A 24,089-nucleotide genomic window follows, 5' to 3' on the forward strand; every position below is an offset into this window, starting at 1 on the left:
CGCTCCCGGCGGGGCATCGAAGCGGCGAAGAAGGGCAGACATGCCGAACGCGGACCACAACTGGCAGGGCGACCTCCTGCGCGACCTGAAGAGCACGGGCCCGGCCGGGGCCGGGACCCCGGCGGACCCGCGCCCCTCGGTGCCGCCCGCGCGCCCCGAGCCCACCGCGCCGGGCCCCGCCGCGCACGAGGCGGCCCAGGCCCATGCCCAGGCCCACGCCCCCGCCGCCCGCGCCTGGCCCGGGACACCCACGCCTCCCCCCACCCCCGACTCGCTCCCGGTCGTCGACAAGGCGATGGCCGCCGTGGCGCGGCGGCCGGTGCGCGGTGAGGCCGTCGCCGTCCGGGCCGCGCGCGCCGTGCGCCGTATCGTCTCCGGGTCCGCCGCCCGGGAGGTCGCCGCGCTCACCCGTACCGCCGAAGTGCTCCAGCAGCCGGTGACGACGGGGCGGCAGATCGCGGTCACGTCCATCCGGGGCGGCGCCGGCAAGACCACGGTGACGGCGCTGCTCGGCACCACGTACGCGCACTACCGGCAGGACCCCGTCCTCCTCGTGGAGGCCGATCCGGCGCTGGGCTCGCTGCCGCTGCGGCTGGGCGCCGAGGCACTGCGGTGGACCACGGCCGACCTGGCGGACATCGCGGTGCCGCAGATGTCGCTGCTCGACGTCACCGGCTATCTCGTCCAGCTCCCGGACAACGCCTGGCTGCTGCCCGGCAGCCAGGGCCGGATCGGGGCCATGGTCGACACCGTCACGTACGAACGGGTGATGGTCGCCCTGCGCCGCTACTTCGGGGTGACCGTGGTGGACTGCGAGACGCTGCCCGCCGAGGTCGCCCGGGTCGCCCTGTCCGCCGCGCAGGCCCGGGTGATCGCCGCGCCCGCCACGCTCGACGGTGTGACCAGCACGTACTCCGTGCTCCAGTGGCTGCGGGCGCTCCCCGCGCACGTCATCGAGGGGACCGTCGTCGCGCTCTCCGTGACGACCCCGCGCCCCGGCATCGACGTCGACGCGGCGGCCGAACGCCTCGCGTCGGCCGGCGCCCGCGTCCACGTCCTGCCGTACGACCGGCACCTCGCGGCCGGCGGACCGCTGCGCACCGAACTGCTCGCCCGCCCGGCCCGGCTGGCCGCCGCCCGCCTCGCCGCCGAGGTCTTCGAGCTGTCCCAGAAGCGCCGGTGATCCCGGTGCCGAGCCCGTACGCCCACCCGGCCGACCTCCCCGGACGGAGCCGATGAGCACCCGCCTGATCCACCGCCCCGCCCGCACCACGCGCCCGGCGGCCCCCTCCGAGCCGCGCACCATCGAGGCGCCGCCCAACCTGCCCGAGGGCAAGTCCGGGAACATCGCGATGTCGCTGCTCCCGGTCGCCGGGGTCATGTCGTCCGTGGTGATGATGACGGTGGTCCGCAACAGCCAGTTCGCCGGGCTCGGCGCGATCATCCTCGTCGTCACGGTCATCGGCTCGGCGGTGCTGCTGCTCTCCCAGCGCGGCAAGGCGCAGCGCACCCGCCGCACCCAGCGCGAGGCGTACCTCGCCTATGTGGAGGACCTGCGCGAGGAGCTGTCGGCCGAGGAGCGGGTCCGGCGCGAGCAGGCGGACGTGCTCAACCCGTCCCCGTACGCCCTGTACGACATCGTGCGCGACCCGGCCCGGCTCTGGGAGCGGCGCAGGGGCGACGACGACTTCCTGCGGATACGGGGCGGCACGGGCGAGATGCCGCTGCGGGACCTCCGGATCGGCGAGCAGGGCTCGTCCGTCCTCACCCCGCCCGACCTCTTCATGCTCAACGAGGCGTCGGCCGTGGTGCAGCGGTTCCGCAACGGCACCGAACTCCCCCTGACCGTCCCGCTGGACCGGGCCGGGAACGTCAGCGTCATCGGCCCCCGCGAGGACGGCCTGCGGGTCGTGCGCGCCCTGCTCGTCCAAGCGGCCGCCCTGCACGCGCCGGACGACGTGGCGATCGCGGTTGCCGCGTCCGGTGAGCGGATGGCCGACTGGGAGTGGGCCAAGTGGCTGCCGCACCTGCTCGACCCCGAGCAGTCCGACGGCCCGGTCGCCGCCCGCCGCATCGCGCCCTCCGCCGCACAGCTGGCCCGCCTCCTCGGGCCCGAGCTGCGCCGCCGCGCCTCGTACGCGGCCGAGGTCCGCCGGGGCCTGGCCGGGCGGGACGCGCTCGCGATGAACTCCCGGCTGCTCGTGGTGGTCGACGGGCACGGCGAGGACGCCGTGGACCTGCCGCGCCCCGACGACGCGGTGGGGCTGCGCGAGATGGGCGTGACCGTGGTGCACCTGCTCGACCGCCGGGTCCAGGAGCCGGACCACGTCAACGTGCGCCTCACCGTGGACGGCACGGACGTGGTCGTGGAGGACCTGCGCGCGGCGGAGACCGTCGCGTCGCACGGCACCGTGGACGAGGTCGGGGTGCCCTTCGCGGAGGGCTTGGCCCGGATGATCGCCCCGCTGCGGCTGTCCGCCGAGTCCCTGGCCGACGCGCCGCTGGCCGGGCCCGTCGAGTTCGCCGCGATGCTCGGCATCCAGGACGTGGCGTCGCTGGACCTGGACCGGCTCTGGGCGCCGCGCGGCGAACGGGCCTTCCTGCGGGTGCCGATCGGGATCAGCGACGCGCATGAGCCGGTGCTCCTGGACCTCAAGGAGTCCTCCGAGCTGGGCATGGGCCCGCACGGGCTGTGCGTGGGCGCGACGGGCTCCGGCAAGTCGGAGCTGCTGCGCACCCTGGTCCTCGGCCTGGCGGCCACCCATCCGCCGGAGGACCTGGCGCTCGTCCTGGTCGACTACAAGGGCGGCGCCACCTTCGCCCCGTTCGCGGACCTGCCGCACGTGGCGGGGGTCATCACCAACCTGGAGAACCAGGCGGGCCTGGTCGAGCGCGTGCACTCCTCGCTCGCCGGTGAGGTCAAGCGCCGCCAGCAGGCCCTGAAGGACGCGGGCAACGTCGCGGACATCGGGGACTACGCGGCGCTGCGCGCGCAGAAGCGGCCGGACCTGGAACCGCTGCCGCACCTGTTCGTGGTGATCGACGAGTTCGGCGAACTCCTCACCGCCAAGCCGGACTTCATCGACCTGTTCCTCTCCATCGGCCGGATCGGCCGCTCCATCGGGGTGCATCTGCTGCTGTCCAGCCAGCGCATCGAGAGCGGCAAGCTCAAGGGCCTGGAGACCTACCTCTCGTACCGCCTCGGCCTGCGCACCTTCTCCGCCGACGAGTCGCGGATGGTCCTGGACACCACGGACGCCTTCCACCTGCCGCCGCTGCCCGGCTTCGGCTTCCTCAAGGTGGACACCAGCCACTACACGCGCTTCAAGGCGGGTTACGTCTCCGGCGCGTACCGGGGACCCGTGCGGAGCGCCGACGAGGAGGAGACCGGGCCGCTCGCCCTCCCCTACGAGGCGTACAACACCCTCGCCGGGCCGGAGAGCGGACCCCAGGACCGCGAGCCGTCGGCCCGCCGCCGCGAGACCGGGCCGACCGAACTCGCGGTCATGGTGGACCAGCTGACCGGTGCGGCGCCCGGGGTACGCAGCATCTGGCTGCCCCCGCTGCCCCCGGCGATCACCCTGGACGCCGTCGCCGGACCGCTGGACGCCGGGCCGCGCGGGATGCGGCTGGCCGGGGTGCGCCCGGACGCGGGGCGGCCGGGCACCCGGCAGCGCGGCCCGCTCCTGGTGCCGCTCGGGCTGCTGGACGACCCGGCCAAGCAGTGGCAGGGGCAGTGGCTCCTCGACCTCACGGTGGCCGGCGGGCACGCGGCCGTCATCGGCGGCCCGCAGTCCGGCAAGACGACGCTGCTGCGCACCCTGGTCCTCTCCCTGGCGCTCACGCACACCCCGCAGGAGGTCGGCGTCTACGGCCTCGACCTGGTCGGCGGCGGCCTCCAGGCGCTCGCCGAGCTGCCGCACGTCGGCGGCGCCGCCGGCCGCGCCGACCGGGAGCGGGCGGCGCGCACGGTCGAGGAGGTGCGGGCGATGCTCGCGCTGCGCGAGGAGCTGTTCCGCGAGCACGGCATCGACTCCGTCGAGCAGTTGCGCACCCTGCACGCGGCGGGCCGGCTGCCGGAGCTGGCGTCCGCCGAGATCGTCCTCGTCATCGACGGGTTCGGCGCGCTGCGCGACGACTTCGAGGAGCTGGACGACGCGGTCGCGGACATCCTCAAGCGGGGCGGCGGCTACGGCATCCACGTCGTCGCCGGGATGCTCCGGTGGAACGACGTGCGCATCGCGATCCAGTCCAACTTCGGCACCCGCGTGGAGCTGCGGCTCAACGACCCGGGCGAGTCGAGCATCGACCGCAAGCTGGCCGAGACCCTCTCCCCCGACGAGCCGGGCCGCGTCCTCACCGACGGGAAGCTCTTCGCCCAGGTCGCCCTGCCGCGCACGGACGGGGTCGCGGAGACGACGGAGCTGGGCGCGGTCCTGGAGCGCGCCACGCGCACGGTCCGGGCCACCTGGCACGGCGAGGTCGCCCAGCCGGTACGGGTGCTGCCGCACCTGCTCGAACCGCACCTGCTGCCCGGCCGGGCGGCGGAGCCGGAGCGGGTGCCGCTGGGCCTCGACCAGTCGGCCCTGGCGCCCGTGCTGCTCGACCTGTTCGGCCACGACCAGCACCTGCTGGTGCTCGGGGACAGCGAGTGCGGCAAGACGAACCTGCTGCGGGCGGTCGCCCAGGGGCTCGCCGACCGTTACGGCGAGGACGACCTCGTCTTCGCGGTGATGGACCCCCGGCGCTCGCTGCGCGGGGTGGTCCCGGAGGAGCTGAACGGCGGTTACGCGTACAACTCCAAGCTCTGCATGGGCCTTTCGGCCGCGATCTCCGCGGAGCTGGAGAAGCGGCTGCCGGACGAGAACGCCCGCCTGGAGGACCTGGAGCCGGGCAGCTGGGGCCAGGGGCCGCGCATCGTGGTCCTGGTGGACGACTACGACGTGCTGACGACCGCGGGCCAGTCGCCGCTGGCCGCGTTCCTCCCGTACATCCCCTCCGCCGTGGACATCGGTCTGCACTTCGTGCTGTCGCGGCGCGTGGCGGGGGCGGCGCGCGGGATGTACGAGCCGGTGGTGCAGAGCCTGCGGGAGTCGGGGGCCTCGGCGCTCGTGATGTCCGGCGACCGCAGCGAGGGCCAGCTCTTCCCCGGCGTGTACGCGGCCCAACAGGCGCCGGGACGTGGGGTGTTCATCCAGCGGGGGCGCCCGAACCGGCTGACGCAGACGGTGTACGTACCGCACTGACGTACCGCACTGATGTACCGCTTCGCAAAGCGCATCCGACGGGGTCACCGGTCGGCTCGCCCGGTCACCGCGACGATATGGCCGATTGCAGATTGCAGTAGCGACGCGCGGATTGATAGACATGATGCTGGGACGGATACATCCGTTCGAGGTCCGACGCATGGGGGAAGCCGATGAAGTTCGACATGGGGTCCACGGTCCTGACGACGCTGCTCAAGCACTCGCAGGGCTCCAGCACCGATCTGGGCACGCTGATCCGGCAGTTGATCGCCGCGGCGGAGCCGCTGGAGGGCAAGTTCAACGGCGCGGGCAAGGTCGCGTTCGACGACTTCAAGAACCGCTCCGACGAGATCACCGCGGCGCTCAACGCCTCGCTCTCCGGCATCCTGGGCGGCCAGCAGGGCATGGACGCGGCGTTCGGCTCGGGCGAGCAGGAGCAGGGCGAGAACGCCCGTACGCAGATGGCTTCGGCCAACTTCGACGCGGCCCGCTTCGGCGGCCGCTGAGCCGGCACCACCGGCACCTTCGACGCATCCGTACACATTCCTGACGGGGAGACAAGAGTCATGGCAGGACACGGCGGCAACACGGACCGGCGGTCGTACGACACCGGCGCATCGACCGAGGTGCAGGGCAGCCTCCAGACGGTGATCGCCCAGCTCGAACTGGTCATCACGGCCCGGGACGGCCAGGTCAAGGCCGCGATGGCCGACTTCACGGCGGACGGCGTGGCGGACGACTACCACGGCAAGGAACTCCGCTGGCAGGCGACCTCGCAGGAGGTCAAGAACATCATCCACCTTCTCCGTTCCACGCTGGAGAAGAACGACGGCACGGCGCACCAGACCCTGGCCCGCGCCAAGGCGGCCGTCGACAACATCGGCTGACGTTCACGACTCCGGGGGGGGCGGCCGGTGACGGCTTGGGACATCAAACCGCAGGGCGTACAGGGGCAGCTGAAGAAGGTCGGCACGCACGCCGGTGACCTGGAGAAGGCGCTGAACTCCATGGTCACCGCGATGTCGGAGGCGGCGACGCACGCGGGCACGGCGGTACCGGGCTCGGCGGCGTCGCTGCCGGTCGCCGGGCCGGTGGCGGTGGGGGCGGAGCCCCTGTCCCACCCCTCCCTCGGGCCGGTGGCCGCCGCGCTGGGCACGTACATCACGGAGCGGAAGCCGCAGCTGAAGTCGATGGCGGAGCGCATCCAGGCCGCCGTGCTGGGCGCCGCGACGGCGACGAGCGAGTACGTGGAGGGCGACCTCGACACGGCCAAGCGGGCCCAGGACGCCGCCAAGTCCGTCCGCCTGGACGTGCTCAAGGACATACGGGCGGGCAAGTGAGCAAGAACGAGGCGGTCACCCCGTCCGGCATACCGGTCTTCACCGGCAACCTCGCCCTGCTGGACACCAGCGTGACCACGCTGACGAAGAGCGCGGCGTCGACCGCCACGGCCGCCGGTGACGTCCACAGCAGCTTCGGCGGCCTCCAGGCGTTCTACAAGGCGCCGGAGGCCGACCAGCTCTTCGCGACCACGAAACCGGTCGCGGACCGGGGGACCTCCCTGAAGTCGGAGCTGGAGACGATCACGGCCGCGCTGGCCACGTACGCGTCCGACGCCTACCCACTGGTCGAGAAGCTGAAGGAGCTCAAGCGCGAGGCCGAGGCGTTCGTCGTCCGGATCAAGGACGACGACAAGTGGCGCGAGGACGGGGACCTGGTCGAGGAGAACAACCGCCGCCACGACGAGATCGCCGAGACCTGGGCGGCGTTCCAGGCCGTGGAGCGGACCTGCCACGACAAGATCGTCGCCCTGGTCGGCGGCCCGGCGCTGAAGATCGACGACGGCTCCGGCAAGAAGGGCACGTACGGCTACGACGCCGAGACCCTCAAGCACGCCGAGGGCCTGCCCTGGGGCGATCCGGTCCAGGAGTCCAAGCCCTGGTGGCAACTCCACGAACATGCCTGGGACTTCGTCAAGGGCTTCTTCGTCGACGGCGTCTGGGGCACGATCAAGGGCCTGGGCACCCTGGTCGGCACCGACGGCTGGGACTCCGCCAAGCAGGCGTGGTCGGGCCTGGGGAAGCTCGCCACCGGCCTGGCGATCTCCGGCACACCGCTGGCCGGCCTGTACTGGACCCTGCCGGACGACAAACTCCCCGCCTATCTGCGTGAGTCCCGTACGGCGATGAAGGAGACCGGCAAGGCGCTGCTGGCCTGGGACCAGTGGAGCGAGAACCCGTCCCGGGCCACGGGCGCGGTGGCGTTCAACGTCGTCACGACGATCTTCACCGGCGGCACGGGCGGCGCGGCCTCCGGCGCGGGAAAGGCGGCCGTCGCGGCGAAGGCCCTGTCCACGGTGGGCAAGGTGGGCCGGGTCGTGGACCCGATGACGTACGTCTTCAAGGGCGCGGGCATGGGCCTGACGAAGATCGGCGACGGCCTGGCGGCGCTCAAGGGCCTGGGGCAGCTCGAGATACCCGCCCTCCCCGAGGGCGCGATCAGCCTCCCGGACGGCGCGTTCAAACTCCCCGACGGCACCCTGCACCTGCCGGAGGGCGCGGCGGTCCCGGAGGCCGCGTTCGAGGTCCCGGCCAACTCCTTCAAGCTCCCGGCCGGCGCGGAGATCCCCCCGGGAGCCCTGGACCTGGGCGACGGCGTGGTCCACCTCCCGGAGGGCATACACCCCCCTGAGGGCGCCCTCCGCATACCCGAAGGCTCCCTCAAACTCCCCGACGGCACGACGGCCCTCCCGAAGGACGTCATCCCGGGCCTGGACGAGCACGGCAACCCGGTCTACCTGGACCGCCCGGGCAACGTCCTCGCGAAGGACGGCACCCTGCTCCAGCACAACTCGGCGGCCCGGCAGGAGGGTGCGGGGGTACGGGCTTCGGCCACGCCGGAGGAGGCACTGGTCGGGGCGGGAAGGTCGTCGGACCCGGCGACGCACCATGCGGGCGGCGGTGGAGGGCACACCGGCGACAGCGGCGTCCCCGGACCGACCCGCCATCCGTCCGGTCCGGGCTCCGGCAGCTCGCTCCCCTCGGGCCACGGGGGCGGCGGCCCGGGCTCCGGCTCCGGCGGGCCCTCGGGACCGACGCATCCCCGGGTGCCCCGTCCCGCCTTCATGTCCGACGGCCCGAACCCGTACGGCAAACAGGGTTCGCTGACCCGGGAGCAGATCGAGGAGATCCAGGTCTATCGGGCGAACGAGGAGTCGGGGTACCGCGAGCACTACTACAGAAAGGACGGCACCCGCAGGGACACCGATGTCCTGGATGCGAGTGGATACGCACCTCCGCAGCTCACACAGCTGGTGGACAACGGTCCGTGGGTCCGCGCCAAGGACGCCCCCGCGCCGCCCAAACCCCGCTTCCTCGACCCCGACTACATCCGCGTGCGGGCGGACACGGTCACCAGTCGCGTAAGGCACAGAATTCTTGATGTCGCGGCCCAAAAACGATTCGCCGCCATCCAGCTCGACAACCTCATGGAGAAGTGGAAGGCGGAGGCCGGTAGCCTCCACAAAACCCACGACGACTTCGAGTCCGGCCAACTCCTGGAAGAGACGACCGACGCCTACAAGCAGACCCATACCAGCATGGGCAAGGCGGCCGAGGAGTTCGGGGAAGCAGCGGCCGAGCATCACTACATGGCGGAACGCCATCCGGACTTCAAACGGCAGGAACTGCGCGGCCCCGCGAATGGTAACGACCAGTTCGACCAGGTGTGGATACACGAAGACGGCCGCGTGGTCGTCATCGAGGCGAAGAGCAGCACAGGCACGGAGCTCGGCCAACGAACCCTTCCGGACGGTAAGAAGGTTTCCCAGGGAAGCAAGGAGTACTTCTTTGACATCCTCGAGAAAATGGACATGCGAAATGAAACAGCAGCGTCCGACGCCATAAGAAAAGCACTGGAGACCGGCGACCTAGAATACGTTGTAGTCAAGGGGGAGAAAAATTCGGGCCGGTACACTGGTTACCGGTATCGGCGGTTCGACATCAGCAAGGGGACCCTTTCATGACGGTAGCTATTACCCGCCACGACCTCCAGAGAGGAGCCGAAGCGGAGACACTGGCCAACCGGCTGAGCGAGCGCCTGGTCCGGGACATCGACAAGCTGGACGCGTCGACAGCCCTGATCGACCTCACGTGCAGGTCCTCCCTTCTGGCCTTCCGTGCCCGCTGTGCCATCGATCCGCGAGCCTCCAAGGTGGAGACGTGGGAAGCGACCGTCAACGCTATGCAGGTCACTTCGGCCCTGTTCGCCGCGAGCGCGGTGAACGAAGGAACCGTCGAGTGCCGCATCAACAGGAAGCTGCGGACCATCCCCGCCGCCGGGCCGCTGTCCACGGCCGACGCGGGCAACTGGCTGTCCGGCTTCTGGCTGGCCGTCATCTGCCGTGACCAGGAACGGATGACGCAGCTCAGCGAGATTCCTCTGGAGCGGCTGCGGTCACCTCAGGGGCAGTACGACGAATACATCTACCACTGGGTCGACACCCTCCAGACCTGGTGGCTCCGCGGCCCCGACCTCGCCGACAAACTCATCGCCACCATCGAGGCATCCGACCCGGCCGTCGCACAGATCACCCCCCGAGACCTCATGGACGGCACCCTCTACCCACCCATCAACCTCTTCTACCACTACGTCCGCCAAGACCGAGACGGCTTCTCCCCCGCCCTCACCGAGGCACTCAAGCTCCACAAGGCGTACTGGACCCTCAACGAGGACCGGGCCACGGACATCAACGGCTCCATCGCCCTCGGCCCCCTTGCCATCGCCTGCCTCGCCTACGACGCCGACTTCCCCCTCGACATCGAATCCGACTACCTCCCCAAGCACCTCCTCCAGCGCACCTGGATCGGCGAATTCCCCACCTGAGCCCTCACCCGACCCGCAGCGCATCCGACGGACGCACCGTTCGTCTCGATACGCCAGTCAGAAGTTCGACGTCAGGAAACCTTCGTGACCGTGACCATCCCTCGCCATGGCGGGCCCGGGCCCGACGATGAAGGCTTTGCACGATCCCTGACCGAGGAGACCATCGAGGAGATCTCCTCGATCGAGCAGTCGCCACATATGCTCGACGCCCTGTGGAACTCCGTCCGCACATGCGTGAGCGCCCGGTCGACAGTGGACCCCACGTGCTCGGGCATCGAAACCTGGGAAGCCGTGGTCAACGCCATGCAAGTGGGATCGGCGATCTTCCGCGCCGCCACTGCCACGGGTGACACCTTCGAGTCCCGTATCCACCACGAGATGCGCACGCTCCCTGTCACCGGCCCCAGGGCCTACACCAGCGCACCCTCGTGGATCGATGCCTTCTACTTCGCCCTCATCTGCCGCGACCAGCAACGGCTGACCGAACTATGCGAAGTACCCATGGCCGTGCTGCGCGATTCAGGCGCACAGCACGACGAATACCTCTACCACTGGGTAGCAACGTTGCAGGCGTATTGGTCACGTCAGCAACCCGCCATGGTCGAGGCCCTTACCGCAGCCTTCCGGACCTCCCACCCGGACATGACCGAAATCGCCCCGCGAGACTGGCTGCAGAACATCTCGTACCCGCCGATCAATCTCTTCTACCGGTTCATCAAGCATGACCATGCCGGTTTCAACGCTGCCCTGATCGAATCCCTTGAACTCCACAAGAGCTACTGGACAAACAACGAGGACCGCGAGGAGGACACCGAGGGCCTGTGGGCCATCGGGCCACTCGCCATGACATGCCTCGCCTACGACGGCAATTTCCCCGTCGACGTCGAATCCGAATACCTCCCCCAGCATCTCCTCCAGCGCACCTGGATCGGGGAATTCCCCGCCTAGCCAGAGAAGAGAGATCAGTGGTCATGCGAGTCCCCCGCCACAACTTCCCAGTAGCGGCGACCCAGGAGGACATGGCTTCGCTCACCGAGAGCACCCATCGGGTCCTCGATCGGCTTGAGGTATCGGAGATTTCCCGGGCCCGGGCCCTTGAATGCTGCTTGACCATGGCCTTGTCACACTGTTCCGGTGACCCCCGGAGCGAGAAGTTCGAGACCTGGGAGGCGTGGGTCACCGCCATGCAGGTCGGCTCCGCGCTGTTCGATTCGGCCGCTGCGACAGAAGGATTGGTGTCCTGTCGCATCGGGATCGCCGATGAGGTGAAGCGACTCCCTGCAACGGGACCAACCCCGTACTCACACGCCGGCGCATGGCTCACTTCGGTCTATCTGGCGACGATCTGCCGCGAGGAGGAGCGCCTCAACCGACTCATGCGGGTGCCCGTTTCACTCCTTCGCGAATCCGGCGCAGTGTTCGACGAGTACGTCTACGAATGGGTTGAAGCCGTCCAGGGTTACTGGGCTCGTCGCTCAAGCGATATGTGGAGCAGTCTGGCTGCCGCCATCCGCCATGCCACCCCCGAGCCCGCCCAGATCGCCGACAAGGAATCGCTACTGAAGATTTTTTACCCGCCACTTGAGCTGTTCCAGCTCTACAACCGTGGCGAGGCTGAAAAGTTCAACTCATCACTGAGCGAGTTTCTGAACTGGCACCGGCAGTACTGGGCTGGAGACGAGGCGCGATCTTTGAACACCGACGGCTTGGTCGCTCTCGCTCCGCTCGCCATCGCATGCATGGCCTTCGACAATGGCTTCACGCTCGAAGTCGAATCCGACTACCTCCCCAAGCACCTCCTCCAGCGCACCTGGATCGGCGAATTCGCCACCTGAGGATTCCCCCGACGCGCAGCGCATCCCGACGGGTGCACCGTTCGCCCCGATACTCAGCGACGAAGGCCTCGCACGATCCTTGGCCCATGAGACCAGCCGCCACGCATCCCTGTGGAACTCCGTACGGACGTGCGTCAGCGCCCGTTCGACGGTCAACCCCGCGTGCTCAGGCATCGAGATCCGGGAAGCCGTGGTGAACGCCGCGCAAGTGGGGCCGGGCGATCTTCCGCGCCACCACCGCCATGGGCGACACCTTCGAGTGCCGCACCCATCACGAGGTGCGCACGCGCTCTGTCACCGGCCCCAGGACCTACACCAACGCACCCTCTTGGATCGATGCCCCCCACTTCGCCCTCATCTGCCGCGACCAGCAACGGCTGACCGAACTGTGCGAAGTACCCATGGCCGTGCTGCGCGGCTCAGGCGCACAGCACGGCGACCGGACTTCAGACGCCCTACGAAATTACCTCATCCAGGCTCGGGTAATATCCACAGAATACGACCCCGCCCCGAAGAAGTAGCTCCACCCGAAAGGGAAGCATAATGGAAAAGGGTGAAGCCACGAACCCCGACCTCAAACGCTGGACCGAGGAGGGGCGCCTCACAATTATCGATGTCGCCGACATGCTCGGAGTACCGCCGGAGATCTACACGAGCGACCCATTGAATTTGGCGCCTGCTTTGCAGAACCACACATCAAGGCTACCCTTTCACGAGTTCGAACAATCGGACTGGATCACTCTTCAGACGGACCTCATGGCTTACGTGGCCGACTTCTTGATCCAGCGCCACGGAGCAAAATGGGCCGCGGTCCCTGACTCCACGACACCACGCGGCTACCGATATGCAATCGAAGCGACCGGCCGGGACGGAAGAACCCGGACGGCGGATCCGACCGAAATCGTTCGAGAAGAGCTAAAGAATTCTCCTATCGATATCATCAGGATGCTCGCAAGCGCGGAGCTCACATTGCATTTGACACGACAGGTGAACGAGGAAAGCTAGCCTCATCCAATGACTCGAGTCGAGGGTGTACTTATGGACACCGGCACAACCGTAGCCCGCTGGACCTGGGGACGTAACAACGACAGCGGCGACGACCTGGCGCTGTGCTTGCGTGATGCGTTGGCCGCGCACTCCGTCCTCGCTGCACATGGACGCGCTACCGCCGAGGCCCAGGTGCGCCTGTCCATCGCAGAGCGGGGTAAGCCGCAGAACTCATTGTTCCGGGGCGAGTTGAGAACGTCCGATGATTCGGGGCGCTTCGGCGAGACGGTCACAGCCCACCTGGCCGGCCGCGCGGCCGGCCCTGTTGACGCCGGCATTCGATGTGACGGGATGCTCGCGTCGGCCGAAGGAGACACGCTCCAGTGCGGCCTGTTCGAGCTCAGGGCCTCGGCGTACGCCGGCTTCGTGTCCGTGGAACTGGTGACGCTCCACGACTCCTGGATGCCGTACGACCTCAAGGGGCGTGCCCAGGGCACCGGCTGTCCGGTGAATGCGGCGCGCCTGGCCGCCACCCTGCCCGCAGTCGCGGCCACTTCCGAGATTCCCCGTCGGTATGACGAATTCACTCATGCCTCGGGCTTCGGCCGCATCGGCTACAAGCGCACGGCGGAAGACGAAGTCCAGTACGTGCCCGTGCTGGATGGGCACGGGGTGCTGGGATACCTCTGGGCCTCCGCCGCGGAGAACGCTGCAAGCTTCGAGCCGAAGGATGTCGGCGACGACGAGACGTACCACGCTGGACTCCATTGGCTCGACCTCCTGCACACCGCACACGAGCAGGGCCTCGCACCATCCGAAGCCCTGCAGCAACTCACCGACGGGGACCACGCCCCCGGCCGCATGCGCCTCGGCGCCCTCAGGGAACTGGCCGCCGACCTGTGAGAGAGCCTTCAGCAGGAACCGACCCCAGGACCGACGCAACGGAATCCGGCTCGTACGCCTCCGGGTGGACCGCCGGCATGCACCGTCACGCCGTGGGCATCGCCCAAATGCTGGGCCTGAGCGAGCAGCGGTACGCGGAGGACCCACTGACTCTCCTGCCAGGTCTTCAGAACTACGTGGATCGCCTTCCGCTGGCAGAGTTCGAGCAGTCGGACTGGATCACCCTTCACACAGACCTAACCGCTTACCTGGGAGACCTCATGGTCGTGCGCCATGCGGCGACCTGGGTGGCTACGGAGGACTCCACGTCTCCCGCCGGGTACCGGTGGTTCATCGAGGCGACCGGCCTCGACGGGATCCCCTATCGCGTAGAGCCGTACGACGTCGTCATGGAGGAATTCGAGCATCTCCCCATCGAGGTCGGGCGATTGATCGCAAACGCCGAAGCAGTACTGCACCTGACACCCTCACCCGGCACGGGACGCCCGAGCCTGTAGTGCCCCGAGGGTGGCAGCATCGACAGACGGTTCGACATCAGCAGGGGGACCCTGTCGTGAGCACCACTAATATCGCCCGCCATGACGTATTCAAGGGGCGCGATACGGAACAGTTCGTAGCCGACTTGGAGGAGTACCTGTTCGAAGACATCGACGAGCTGGCCAGAAGCTCCAAGCTCATCGATGCAACCTTCAATACCTCCGTGATGGGTCTGCGTGCCCGGTGCCTGATCGATCCCGAGGCTGCTGCGATCGAGACATGGGAGTCGGCGGTCAACGCCCTGCAGATGGGCTCGGCACTGTTCGCCGTCGCCGGGGCCGGCGAGGGAACCGTGGAGTGCCGGATCAATCACAAGCTGCGGACCATCCCGGCCCCCGGTTGCAGGCTGGTAGCCGGCGCGGGTGCCTGGCTGACCAGTTTCTGGCTGGCACTCATCTGCCGCGACCAGCCACGCCTGACCCAGCTCAGCCAGATCCCGCTGGAACAGCTGCACTCACCCCAGGCTCTGGCCGATGAATACCTCCACCACTGGATCGACACCCTCCAGACCTGGTGGCTCCGCGGCCCCGCCCTCGCCGACAAACTCATCGCCACCATCGAGACGTCCGACCCCTCGGTCGCACGCGTCGCACCCCTCGACATGCTGCAGGGTGTGCTCGACCCGCCGATCAACCTCTTCTACCACTACCTCCGCAGGGACCAAGACGGCTTCACCCCCGCTCTCGCCGACGCACTAAAACTCCACAGGGCCTACTGGACCCTCAACGAAGACCGGGCCGCCGACATCAACGGCACCATCGCCCTCGGCCCCCTTGCCATCGCCTGCCTCGCCCACGACGCCGGCTTCCCCCTCGGCATCGAATCCGACTACCTCCCCAAGCACCTCCTCCAGCGCACCTGGATCGGCGAATTCCCCACCTGAGCCCTCAGCCACAAGGTCGCGCCGAGCGCACGTTTCCGAGAGAGTGAGGCCCAGTGACCAGAGCCATCGCCCGACACGCGATCACCCGACAGCATCTGCCCGAGCAGAAACCGTCTATTTTTCCGCATACCGAGCAATTGCTGGAAAGAATCCACAAATCTCCTTACGCCCTCGAGAGCGTCATGTCCACGTCCCTGGTCATGGCCTATGAAAAGTCCGCGGTCGATCCCGCCGCCGCTTGGATCGAAGCGTGGGAGGCCTGGGTCGCCGCCATGCAGTCCGGATCGGCCCTCTTCGCGGCCGCCACGACCGCCGAGGACAACGTGGACTGCCTCATCCACCATGAAGTGCGCACGGTTTCCGCCTTCGTCCGTCCCGAGTCGTTCGCGGACGCGGGGCACTGGCTCACCGCCTTCTACCTGGCGGTCGTCTGCCGCAACGCCGAGCGGCTGACGGCACTTTGCCACGTCCCGACTTCGAAGCTGCGCGAGTCGGGAGCCGTGTGCGACGAATACCTCTACGCGTGGATCGAGGCTCTTCAGGCGTTCTGGCTGGGCCGGCCGGAGTTCGCCGACAAACTGGTCGAGGCAGCGTCGGGGACAGCCCCTGGCGTGCCGTCCGTCACGGGGCAGGACTATGTCTCCCAACTCATGTGGCCTCCGATGGATCTTCTCCGTCGGCGGGCCACCGGGCAGCACGCCGAGTTCAACAGCGCGCTGGAACAGGCGCTCCACGCCCACAGGGCCTATTGGTCGGCCGACCAGGAGCGATCCGACTCCTGCTTCGGCTGGGTGGCCCTGGCTCCACTGGCCATGGCCTGCCTGGCAGCCGACGCCGATTTTCCCATCGAGATCGAGTCGGACTACCTTCCCCTGCACCTCTTGAAGGGGACGTGGGCCGACGAGTTCCCCACCTGACACCACATACAGCGACCTCTGTCACGACCCGAGGACTTTTCCATGACGACAGTCATTACCCGCCACGATCTCCGGGGAAGAGCCGATACGGAGGCACTGGCCAACCGGCTGAGCGAGCGCCTGATCGAGGAAATCGACGATCTGGAGGAGTCAGCAGCCCTGCTCGATTTCACGGTCGGTTCCTCCATTCTGGGGTTCCATGCCCACTGTGCCATCGATCCGCGAGCCTCCAAGGTGGAGACGTGGGAAGCCACGGTCAACGCCATGCAGGTCAGTTCGGCGCTGTTCGCCGCGAGCTTGGTGACCGAGGGAACTGTCGAGTGCCGCATCAACAGGAAGCTGCGGACCATCCCCGCTGCCGGCCACATGGGCACAGCCGATACGGGCAAGTGGCTGTCCGCCTTCTGGCTGGCCCTCATCTGCCGTGACGAAGCACGCTTGACTCAGCTCAGCGAGATCCCGCTGGAGCGGATGCGGTCACCTCAGGGGCAGTACGACGAGTACATCTACCACTGGGTCGACACCCTCCAGACCTGGTGGCTCCGCGGCCCCGGCCTCGCGGACAAGCTGATCGCCACCATCGAGGCATCCGACCCGTCCGTGGCCCAGATCGCCCCCCGAGACCTGATGGACGGCATCCTCTACCCACCCATCAACCTCTTCTACCACTACCTCCGCAAGGACCAAGACGGCTTCGCCCCCGCCCTCGCCGACGCGCTGAAACTCCACAGGGCGTACTGGACCCTGACCGAGGACCGGGCCACCGACGTCGACGGCAGCATCGCCCTCGGCCCCCTCGCCATCGCCTGCCTCGCCCACGACGCCGACTTCCCCCTCGATATCGAATCCGGCTACCTCCCCAAGCACCTCCTCCAGCGCACCTGGATCGGCGAATTCCCCACCTGACGGCAACCGCTATTCGCCGGGACGTCCGAAGAGTTCCGCTCCCGAACGCAGCGCGGCGACCATGTCCGCGCGGCTCGCGGGTCCGCTCGCCTTGCGGCCCGTGATCACGGCGCGAGGAAGGTAGTCGCTGTCGACGGCGGGCGACCAGCCCCGGCGGCGGTACGCCAGTGCGGCGAGCGCCAGGGGTGTGAGCGGCAGGAGGGAACGGGGCTGTGCGCTGATTTCGCCGAACGCCCTGTTCGTGCGCAGCAGTCGGCCCAACGCCGCATCGAACGCCTCCCGATCCCCCGCCGCCAGGGCGCGCAGCCCGAGAAGGGCGAGGTAATCGGAGCGGCCCCCGACATCGCGCCCCAGTTCCGCACCGAACGCGCGGATCCAGGCGAGCCCGCCGTCGATCGCCGCGAGCACCTGCGCCTCCGTGGGCGGGTAGTCCGCGTCTTCGTCGTCGCCCAGGTCCCCCAGTACGTATGCCATGAGGCCGTCGGCGAGCGCGTCCACGGGGAAGCGGGCGTCCTCCCGAGAGTTCCGCGCGTGGTAGAACGCCTCCCGGTGGCGCTCGGCCGTACCCGTGAGCACGGCCAGGCAGAAGGCGTCGAGCCAGTCGGACGACCCGAGGGGGACGGGGCTTCCGTCCGCGCCCGCGTCGTAGGACACCCCGAAGTTCACGTAGTCCAGGGAGACCGTGAAGGGGTGGCCCGGGAAGTACGCGGCGAAGGCTACGGCGCCGGTCGCCGCCTGCTCCGCGGCGCGGAGGACGGCCTCCGCCTGCGGGGTGTCGAGGGCTGGGTGGCGTACGGACAGCGCGCCCAGATGGTCGAGGAACTCCCCCGCCAGCGGGGACCAGTCGTTGGCGGTCAGCCGCTCCGAGGACAGACTCCGCACCAGCCCGCCGATCCGCCGGTCGAAACCGTCCAGAGCAGCCGAGACGGGCGCCTCGTCGAGTACATGCCGCTCCATGCGCACAGCTCCACCGTTTCGTTCACATCTCACCGGGCGTGGATCGCGCATCACCCTACCGACCGGCGGTCGCCGCCGTCCGGGCCCCGCGTGCTCAGCATCACCCTGGACAGCCCCGTGACCGCCGGGTAACTTTTAACCATGGCTGAGCAAGCGCTTAGCCATGCTCCGGAAGACACAGCACCGGAAGACGTAGCACCAGAAGTCGCAGCAGACGTAACCGACCAGGGAGGCACCCCGTGCGCCGTACGGTATTCAACGAGGACCACGAGGCGTTCCGGGAGACCATCCGGGCCTTCATCGCGGCCGAGGTCGTGCCCGTGTACGACGAGTGGTTCGCCGCCGGGCAGGCGCCGCGCGAGTTCTACCAGCAGCTCGGTGAGCTGGGCGTCTTCGGGATCAACGTGGACGAGGAGTACGACGGAGCGGGCATCGACTCGCACAAGTACGAGGCGATCATCTACGAGGAGACCGCCCGGGCCGGCGTCTCCTTCGGCGGCTCCGGCGTGCACACGCTGCTCGGCCTGCCGTACATCAAGATGCTCGCCACCGACGAGCAGAAGAAGCGCTGGCTGCCGAAGTTCGTCACCGGCGAGGAGATGTGGGCCCTCGCGATGACCGAGCCGGGCACCGGGTCGGACGTCGCGGGCATGAAGACCACCGCGAAGCTCTCCGAGGACGGCACGCACTACGTCCTCAACGGCGCCAAGACGTTCATCACCGGTGGCGTCCACGCCGACCGCGTCATCGTCTGCGCCCGCACCTCCGCCCCGCGCGAGGACGACCGCCGCTTCGGCATCTCGCTGTTCGCCGTGGACACCAAGTCCGAGGGCTACTCCGTCGGCCGCAAGCTCGACAAGCTGGGCCTGAAGGTCTCCGACACCGCCGAGCTGGCCTTCGTGGACGTCAAGGTGCCCGCCGAGGACCTGCTCGGCGAGGAGAACAAGGGCTTCGGCTACCTCGGCACCAACCTGGCCTCCGAGCGCTGGGGCATCGCCTTCGGCGCGTACGCCCAGGCCGCCGCCGCCGTGCGGTTCGCCAAGGAGTACGTCCAGGAGCGCACCGTCTTCGGCAAGACCGTCGCCTCGTTCCAGAACACCAAGTTCGAGCTGGCCGCCTGCCAGGCCGAGGTGGACGCGGCCCAGGCCGTCGCCGACCGCGCCCTGGAGGCGCTGGACGCCGGTGAGCTGACCGCCGCCGAGGCCGCCTCCGCGAAGCTGTTCTGCACCGAGGTCGCGCACCGCGTGATCGACCGCTGCCTCCAGCTGCACGGCGGCTACGGCTTCATGAACGAGTACCCGATCGCCCGCCTGTACGCGGACAACCGCGTCAACCGCATCTACGGCGGCACCAGCGAGGTCATGAAGTCGATCATCGCCAAGTCCATGGGCCTGTAGGGACCGCCCGACTCCCATGAGCACCGCACTCGATTCCCTGCTCGATCTGCTCGACCTGGAGCGGATCGAGCAGGACATCTTCCGGGGCACCAGCCGCTCGGCGGTCGTGCCCCGGGTCTTCGGCGGACAGGTCGCGGCCCAGGCGCTCGTCGCCGCGGGCCGCACCGTCCCCGCCGATAGGTCCGCCCACTCGCTGCACGCGTACTTCCTGCGCATGGGCGACCCGGGCGCGCCGATCGTCTACACCGTGGACCGCATCCGCGACGGCCGCTCCTTCACCACCCGGAGGGTCGTCGCCGTCCAGCACGGGCAGCCGATCTTCCACCTCTCCGCGTCCTTCCAGACGTACGAGGACGGGCTGGAGCACCAAGCGGACATGCCGCCCGCCCCCGACCCGGAGACGCTGCCCACCGCCGCCGAGATGCTGCCGCGCTACGCCGACCGGTTCAGCGACCCGGGCATGGTGGAGCGGCTGGTCGAGGCGCGGGCCGCCGTCGATCTGCGGTACGTGGACGCGCCGCCGTTCGGCACGGTGGGCGAACCCCGCGAGCCCAGGTCGCAGGTGTGGTTCCGTACCAACGGGAAGCTGGCCGACGACCCGCTGCTGCACGTCTGCATGGCCACGTACGTCTCCGACATGACGCTGCTCGACTCCGTGCTGCTCGCCCACGGGCGCGGCGGCTGGGCGGTCGGGGACGTCGTCGGGGCCAGCCTCGACCACGCGATGTGGTTCCACCGGCCGTTCCGGGCGGACGAGTGGCTGCTGTACGACCAGGAGTCGCCGTCCGCGTCCGGCGGGCGCGGCCTCGGCCAGGCCCGCATTTACACCCAGGACGGCCGCCTGGCGATCACCGTCATCCAGGAGGGTGTGGTCCGGGTCCCCCGCTGACCGGCCTCCGGCCGCGCGTCGGACATGAGCGGGCCGGGCGCGGACATACTCACCGGCATGACTGACGCGAAAAGCAGTGGCGGGGGGTCCACGTTCACCGTCGTCGTCGCGGCGCTGGCCAATCTCGGCATCGCCGTGGCGAAGGCGGTCGCCGGGCTGATCAGCGGGTCGAGCGCGATGCTCTCCGAGGCGGCCCACTCCGTCGCCGACACCGTGACCGAGGTCCTGCTGCTCACCGCGCTCAAGCGCAGCGAGAAGCCGGCCGACGAGGACCATCCGCTGGGGTACGGCCCCGAGCGGTACATCTGGGCGCTGCTGGCGTCCGTCGCGACGTTCGTCGGCGGCGCGGTCTTCTCGATCTACGACGGGGTGCACACGCTGCTCGCGGGCGAGGACCTGGGCAGCCCACTGATCTCGTACCTCGTGCTCGTCGTCGCCTTCCTCCTCGAGGGCTTCTCGCTGCGGACCGGGCTCAGGCAGGTCCGCCAGGAGGCCGAGGAACTGGGCGCGCCCGCCCGGCACTACTTCCGGCGCACCCCGGACACCGCGGTCAAGGCCGTCGTGATGGAGGACTCGGCGGCCCTGCTCGGCCTGCTGCTCGCGGCGGGCGGCCTGCTCGGCGGCCAGCTGACCGGGTCCGGGGTCTGGGACGGCATCGCCTCACTGCTGATCGGTGCGCTGCTGGTGTACGTGGCGTGGGTGCTCGGCCGGTCCAACGTCCAGCTGCTGATCGGGCGGCCGGTGTCGGCGCCGATGCGCGACGGCATCCGGGAGGAGCTGCTCGGCGTCGACCACCTCATCTCCGTACTGGAGCTGACCACGCTCATCCAGGGTCCGGACGAGATCCTGGTCGCCGCGAAGGTCGACTTCCGGGACACCGTCACCGCCGAACAGGTCGAGACGGCCTGCGAGGAGGCCGAGCGCCGGCTGCGGCAGCGGTACGCGTCCATCAAGCGGGTCTACCTGGACCCCACATCGGGCCGCGAGGCACGCCGCCGGGCCCGCGCGGCGGAGGGGGAGGGCTCCTGAAACCCGGTCCTCAGAGCAGCCCCGCCGCGTCCAGCAGGTAGTCCGTCATCGGGTCGTAGAAGCGCGGGTCCAGGACGTGGTCGTCCAGGGGGATCGCGACCTGGAGGGTGCCCTCGGACTCGCCGAGGAACAGGGCGGGGTCGTTGCAGTCCGCGTAGCCGATGGCGTCCAGGCCGCGCTGGGCGGCGCATCCGGCCCAGCCGTGGTCGGCGACGACGAGGTCGGGCAGCGGGCGGCCCTCGCGTTCCAGGCCGTCGAGGATGGCGGCCATCGGGGCCGGGGAGTGGGTGTGCCAGAGCGTCGCGCCGCGCTCCTGGACGGCGACGTCCGCGAACTGGAAGACCATGCCCTCGTCGGCCATCAGCCCGCCCGGGATCCGGACGATCTCGCAGCCGGCCGCCCGCAGCGCCTGCGCGGTCTGGCGGTGGACGTCGAGCAGGCCGCCGGGGTGGCCGGTGGCGAAGAGGACCCGCTCGGTGCCCTCGACGGCCTTGCGGAGCCGGGCGGCGGCCCGTTCCAGGGCGTCGACGGTCAGCTCGGGGTCGATGGTGTCCTGCCCGAACCGGTGCTCCGGATCGTCGCTGACCCCGCACCGCTCGGCCATCACGGCCAGCACGTCCTGCTCGTCGCGCCACCGGTCGCCCAGCTCCAGGCCCAGCCAGTAGTGCCGGTCCCCGTTGGCCAGGCTGCGGTAGTGGGCCAGGTTGTTGTCGCGCGGGGTGGCGACGTCCCCCGCGATGCGCGTACGGACGAGGTGTTCGACGAGGGCGGCGCGGCTGGGTATCGGCATGGGGCCATTGTGCCGTGGCGCGTGCCCGGCGTCCCGGCGGTCCGCAGGGCGGATGTTGCGTGCCCGTTCATCCGCCCGTGACCTGGAGCTTTCCGCTCCGCTCGGGCCTCCGCGTGAAATGGGTATAGACCACTGACTTTGCGCCAACCCCTGTCTCATTCACCGGCGGGCGCCAAGTGGTCTATACCTTTGACACTAGGGTGGGGTGGGTCACCCGATACCGGGACATGCACAGCCTTGGGGGGCCATATGACCGTGCATCACTTGCCGCAACCACCGTCCGACCGCGAGCTCTACTGGTACTTCGGGCCACAGCGCCGCTGGGTACTGATCAGCTCCTCGCTCGCCTTCGTGCTCACGGCGGCGACCATGTTCACCTTCGCCCTGCGCACCCCGGCCCTCTGGGCCTTTCTCGCGGTGCTCTCCCTCAACGTCGTCGCGCTCGCGCTCTCCTCGGTCAACAGCCTGCGCGCCCGACGGCTGACCAGGCGTTCGCACGAAGTGCTCGTCCACGCCTGGGACCCGCCCGAGCTGCCCACCGTCGACCTGTACCTGCCGACCTGCGGGGAACCGCTCGCCGTCCTGGACAACGCCTACCGCGCGGTCGCCGCCCTGGACTGGCCGGACGCGCTGACCGTCTGGGTGCTGGACGACGCCGACAGCCCCGAGGTGGCCGCGCTGGCCGCCGCGTACGGCTTCCGCTACGTCGTACGGCCCGACCGGGGGCATCTGAAGAAGGCGGGCAACCTCAACCACGCGCTCACCCTGAGCAGCGCCGAGCACATCGCCATCCTGGACGCCGACTTCGCGCCCAGGCCCGACTTCCTGCGCCACCTCGTGCCGTATCTGGCCGACCCCTGCGTCGGCATCGTGCAGAGCCCGCAGTGCTTCGACACCGACGAGACCATGGGGTGGATCCAGCGCGCCGCCGGGTCGGCCCAGGAGTGGTTCTTCCGCTGGATCCAGCCCTCCCGGGACGCGAGCGACGCGGCGATCTGCTGCGGCAGCAACGCGGTCTACCGGCGCAGCGCCATCGACCGGGCCGGCGGCTTCGCGCGGCTCGACCACAGCGAGGACCTGTACACCGGACTCGCTCTGCACGCCGAGGGGTTCAGAACCCTGTACGTGCCGGTGCTGGTCGCCAAGGGCACCTCGCCGGACAACCTCGCCGCCTACCTCAACCAGCAGTACCGCTGGGCGATGGGCAACCTGCACCTGCTGGGCACCCCGGTCCTCAAGCGGATGGGCGCGCCCTGGCGGATGCGGCTCTGCTTCCACGAGGGGATCGTCGGCTATCTGACGACGGTGGTGAACACCTTCGCCGCGCCGCTGCCGCCGCTCGTGATGATGATCTGGTACCCGGACCACATCCGGCCCTGGCACGTCCTGCCGCTCCTCGCGCCGCTGTGGCTGTGGCACGTGCTGCTGCCCCGGATCAGCCGGACCCGCTGGCGGATCGAGGTGATCCGGGCCAACGTCCTGATGAGCGTGGCCGCCGGGGCCGCCGTCTGGCACACCCTGCGCGGGCGCAGCGCCGCCTGGGTGCCGACCGGGGCGGCCGGGGGCGGGAAGTCCGGCGCGCTGGCCCGCCGGGTGGTGCTCGTCTCGCTCGGCTGGCTGGTCTGCTCCACCTCGGCGGCCGCCGCCGGGCTCGCCCTGGCCGTCGCCCGCAACGGCTGGGAGCCCAACTGGGGGCTCGGCCTCTATGTGCTGGTCCAGCTCCAGATCAACACCCCGCTGATCCGCGACCTGCTCACCGAACTGCGCCCGGCCGCCGCACCCCGGCCCGCCCGCGCCCCGCGCCGTCCCGGCACCGCCGTCCTGCCCCGGCGCTGGCCGGAGGCGCTCGCCGTCACCGCAACGCTCGTGCTCACCGCGCTGCTCGCCTCCGGCTGGGTCAACCCCATGCTGCCCTGGCTGAGCTGAAAG

At 69.5% G+C, this 24,089-nt stretch carries 22 protein-coding genes; 20 read left to right on the forward strand and 2 right to left on the reverse strand.

Translation table 11 applies throughout. The features are described 5' to 3' along the window. Nucleotides 1-40: 40 nt before the first annotated feature. From AMK18_RS18355 to AMK18_RS18435, 16 genes are all read left to right on the forward strand, one after another. Nucleotides 41-1,183, forward strand: coding sequence for a MinD/ParA family ATP-binding protein (locus tag AMK18_RS18355; RefSeq protein WP_073863589.1), 1,143 nt, complete (start codon nt 41-43; stop codon nt 1,181-1,183). 52 nt (nt 1,184-1,235) lie between these two features. Continuing rightward, complete coding sequence (gene eccCa, locus AMK18_RS18360; protein ID WP_073863590.1) at nt 1,236-5,246, forward strand: type VII secretion protein EccCa; 4,011 nt, start codon at nt 1,236-1,238, stop codon at nt 5,244-5,246. A 173-nt stretch (nt 5,247-5,419) separates the two neighbouring features. Next, nucleotides 5,420-5,752: a hypothetical protein gene (locus tag AMK18_RS18365; RefSeq protein WP_018105965.1), complete on the forward strand. Its 333-nt coding sequence runs from the start codon at nt 5,420-5,422 to the stop codon at nt 5,750-5,752. Between the two features lie 60 nt (nt 5,753-5,812). Next, on the forward strand, nt 5,813-6,133 hold the full coding sequence (locus AMK18_RS18370) for a pore-forming ESAT-6 family protein (protein ID WP_018105964.1): 321 nt from the start codon (nt 5,813-5,815) through the stop codon (nt 6,131-6,133). A gap of 27 nt (nt 6,134-6,160) precedes the next feature. Further along, on the forward strand, nt 6,161-6,586 hold the full coding sequence (locus AMK18_RS18375) for a DUF6507 family protein (RefSeq protein WP_073863591.1): 426 nt from the start codon (nt 6,161-6,163) through the stop codon (nt 6,584-6,586). Beyond that, nucleotides 6,583-9,270, forward strand: a complete 2,688-nt coding sequence (locus AMK18_RS18380; RefSeq protein WP_073863592.1) for a hypothetical protein — start codon at nt 6,583-6,585, stop codon at nt 9,268-9,270. Before AMK18_RS18375 ends, AMK18_RS18380 begins: the two co-directional genes overlap by 4 nt. Continuing rightward, nucleotides 9,267-10,130, forward strand: a complete 864-nt coding sequence (locus AMK18_RS18385) for an immunity 49 family protein (protein WP_073863593.1) — start codon at nt 9,267-9,269, stop codon at nt 10,128-10,130. Before AMK18_RS18380 ends, AMK18_RS18385 begins: the two co-directional genes overlap by 4 nt. An 84-nt stretch (nt 10,131-10,214) precedes the next feature. Next, entirely contained in the window at nt 10,215-11,078 is an 864-nt protein-coding gene (locus tag AMK18_RS18390) for an immunity 49 family protein (protein WP_073863594.1), read from the forward strand. Nucleotides 11,079-11,149: 71 nt separating this feature from the next. Beyond that, a complete protein-coding gene (locus AMK18_RS18395; protein ID WP_073863595.1) occupies nt 11,150-11,965 on the forward strand; it encodes an immunity 49 family protein in 816 nt (271 codons plus the stop codon). A 242-nt stretch (nt 11,966-12,207) separates the two neighbouring features. After that, nucleotides 12,208-12,486 carry an Imm49 family immunity protein gene (locus AMK18_RS35250; RefSeq protein WP_241836589.1) on the forward strand — a complete coding sequence of 93 codons (279 nt, stop codon included), beginning with the start codon at nt 12,208-12,210 and terminating at the stop codon, nt 12,484-12,486. Between the two features lie 22 nt (nt 12,487-12,508). Continuing rightward, nucleotides 12,509-12,970, forward strand: a complete 462-nt coding sequence (locus AMK18_RS18405; protein ID WP_073863596.1) for a hypothetical protein — start codon at nt 12,509-12,511, stop codon at nt 12,968-12,970. 33 nt (nt 12,971-13,003) lie between these two features. Continuing rightward, on the forward strand, nt 13,004-13,855 hold the full coding sequence (locus AMK18_RS35255) for a hypothetical protein (RefSeq protein WP_241836590.1): 852 nt from the start codon (nt 13,004-13,006) through the stop codon (nt 13,853-13,855). Nucleotides 13,856-13,947: 92 nt separating this feature from the next. After that, entirely contained in the window at nt 13,948-14,352 is a 405-nt protein-coding gene (locus AMK18_RS18420; protein ID WP_241836591.1) for a hypothetical protein, read from the forward strand. Nucleotides 14,353-14,477: 125 nt separating this feature from the next. Beyond that, complete coding sequence (locus tag AMK18_RS18425; protein WP_079199304.1) at nt 14,478-15,275, forward strand: immunity 49 family protein; 798 nt, start codon at nt 14,478-14,480, stop codon at nt 15,273-15,275. A gap of 53 nt (nt 15,276-15,328) precedes the next feature. After that, a complete protein-coding gene (locus tag AMK18_RS18430) occupies nt 15,329-16,192 on the forward strand; it encodes an immunity 49 family protein (protein ID WP_241836592.1) in 864 nt (287 codons plus the stop codon). Between the two features lie 42 nt (nt 16,193-16,234). After that, on the forward strand, nt 16,235-17,098 hold the full coding sequence (locus AMK18_RS18435) for an immunity 49 family protein (protein WP_073863599.1): 864 nt from the start codon (nt 16,235-16,237) through the stop codon (nt 17,096-17,098). 9 nt (nt 17,099-17,107) lie between these two features. Here AMK18_RS18435 and AMK18_RS18440 read toward each other — a convergent pair whose 3' ends face one another. After that, nucleotides 17,108-18,055, reverse strand: coding sequence for an Imm49 family immunity protein (locus AMK18_RS18440; protein ID WP_073863600.1), 948 nt, complete (start codon nt 18,053-18,055; stop codon nt 17,108-17,110). Between the two features lie 239 nt (nt 18,056-18,294). Here AMK18_RS18440 and AMK18_RS18445 point away from each other — a divergent pair, with 239 nt between their 5' ends. From AMK18_RS18445 to AMK18_RS18455, 3 genes are read left to right on the forward strand one after another with little or no spacing between them, the layout of a single operon-like run. Further along, nucleotides 18,295-19,452 (forward strand): acyl-CoA dehydrogenase family protein, encoded by a 1,158-nt coding sequence (locus AMK18_RS18445; RefSeq protein ID WP_073863601.1) that lies wholly within the window; start codon nt 18,295-18,297, stop codon nt 19,450-19,452. Nucleotides 19,453-19,468: 16 nt separating this feature from the next. Continuing rightward, nucleotides 19,469-20,341 (forward strand): acyl-CoA thioesterase II, encoded by an 873-nt coding sequence (gene tesB, locus AMK18_RS18450; RefSeq protein ID WP_018106324.1) that lies wholly within the window; start codon nt 19,469-19,471, stop codon nt 20,339-20,341. Between the two features lie 57 nt (nt 20,342-20,398). Next, the gene (locus tag AMK18_RS18455; protein ID WP_073863602.1) at nt 20,399-21,370 is read left to right on the forward strand and encodes a cation diffusion facilitator family transporter; all 972 of its coding nucleotides are present in this window, start codon (nt 20,399-20,401) and stop codon (nt 21,368-21,370) included. Between the two features lie 10 nt (nt 21,371-21,380). On the opposite strand, the gene AMK18_RS18460 is transcribed toward AMK18_RS18455, so the two are convergent. Next, a complete protein-coding gene (locus AMK18_RS18460) occupies nt 21,381-22,160 on the reverse strand; it encodes a phosphatase (RefSeq protein WP_073863603.1) in 780 nt (259 codons plus the stop codon). A 249-nt stretch (nt 22,161-22,409) separates the two neighbouring features. Between AMK18_RS18460 and AMK18_RS18465 the strand changes: the two genes are divergently transcribed. After that, nucleotides 22,410-24,086, forward strand: a complete 1,677-nt coding sequence (locus AMK18_RS18465) for a glycosyltransferase family 2 protein (protein ID WP_073863604.1) — start codon at nt 22,410-22,412, stop codon at nt 24,084-24,086. Nucleotides 24,087-24,089: the final 3 nt, after the last annotated feature.

It is taken from the genome of Streptomyces sp. CB01249, from assembly GCF_001905735.1.
Lineage (GTDB): Bacteria > Actinomycetota > Actinomycetes > Streptomycetales > Streptomycetaceae > Streptomyces.

What these genes read in the sequence shown, in the direction of transcription:
- AMK18_RS18355 (WP_073863589.1), top strand. Translation starts at nt 41, where the DNA reads ATGCCGAACGCGGACCACAACTGGCAGGGCGACCTCCTGCGCGACCTG.
- eccCa (WP_073863590.1), top strand. Translation starts at nt 1,236, where the DNA reads ATGAGCACCCGCCTGATCCACCGCCCCGCCCGCACCACGCGCCCGGCG.
- AMK18_RS18365 (WP_018105965.1), top strand. Translation starts at nt 5,420, where the DNA reads ATGAAGTTCGACATGGGGTCCACGGTCCTGACGACGCTGCTCAAGCAC.
- AMK18_RS18370 (WP_018105964.1), top strand. Translation starts at nt 5,813, where the DNA reads ATGGCAGGACACGGCGGCAACACGGACCGGCGGTCGTACGACACCGGC.
- AMK18_RS18385 (WP_073863593.1), top strand. Translation starts at nt 9,267, where the DNA reads ATGACGGTAGCTATTACCCGCCACGACCTCCAGAGAGGAGCCGAAGCG.
- AMK18_RS18395 (WP_073863595.1), top strand. Translation starts at nt 11,150, where the DNA reads ATGGCTTCGCTCACCGAGAGCACCCATCGGGTCCTCGATCGGCTTGAG.
- AMK18_RS35250 (WP_241836589.1), top strand. Translation starts at nt 12,208, where the DNA reads ATGGGCGACACCTTCGAGTGCCGCACCCATCACGAGGTGCGCACGCGC.
- AMK18_RS18405 (WP_073863596.1), top strand. Translation starts at nt 12,509, where the DNA reads ATGGAAAAGGGTGAAGCCACGAACCCCGACCTCAAACGCTGGACCGAG.
- AMK18_RS35255 (WP_241836590.1), top strand. Translation starts at nt 13,004, where the DNA reads ATGGACACCGGCACAACCGTAGCCCGCTGGACCTGGGGACGTAACAAC.
- AMK18_RS18435 (WP_073863599.1), top strand. Translation starts at nt 16,235, where the DNA reads ATGACGACAGTCATTACCCGCCACGATCTCCGGGGAAGAGCCGATACG.
- AMK18_RS18440 (WP_073863600.1), bottom strand. Translation starts at nt 18,055, where the DNA reads ATGGAGCGGCATGTACTCGACGAGGCGCCCGTCTCGGCTGCTCTGGAC.
- tesB (WP_018106324.1), top strand. Translation starts at nt 19,469, where the DNA reads ATGAGCACCGCACTCGATTCCCTGCTCGATCTGCTCGACCTGGAGCGG.
- AMK18_RS18455 (WP_073863602.1), top strand. Translation starts at nt 20,399, where the DNA reads ATGACTGACGCGAAAAGCAGTGGCGGGGGGTCCACGTTCACCGTCGTC.
- AMK18_RS18460 (WP_073863603.1), bottom strand. Translation starts at nt 22,160, where the DNA reads ATGCCGATACCCAGCCGCGCCGCCCTCGTCGAACACCTCGTCCGTACG.
- AMK18_RS18465 (WP_073863604.1), top strand. Translation starts at nt 22,410, where the DNA reads ATGACCGTGCATCACTTGCCGCAACCACCGTCCGACCGCGAGCTCTAC.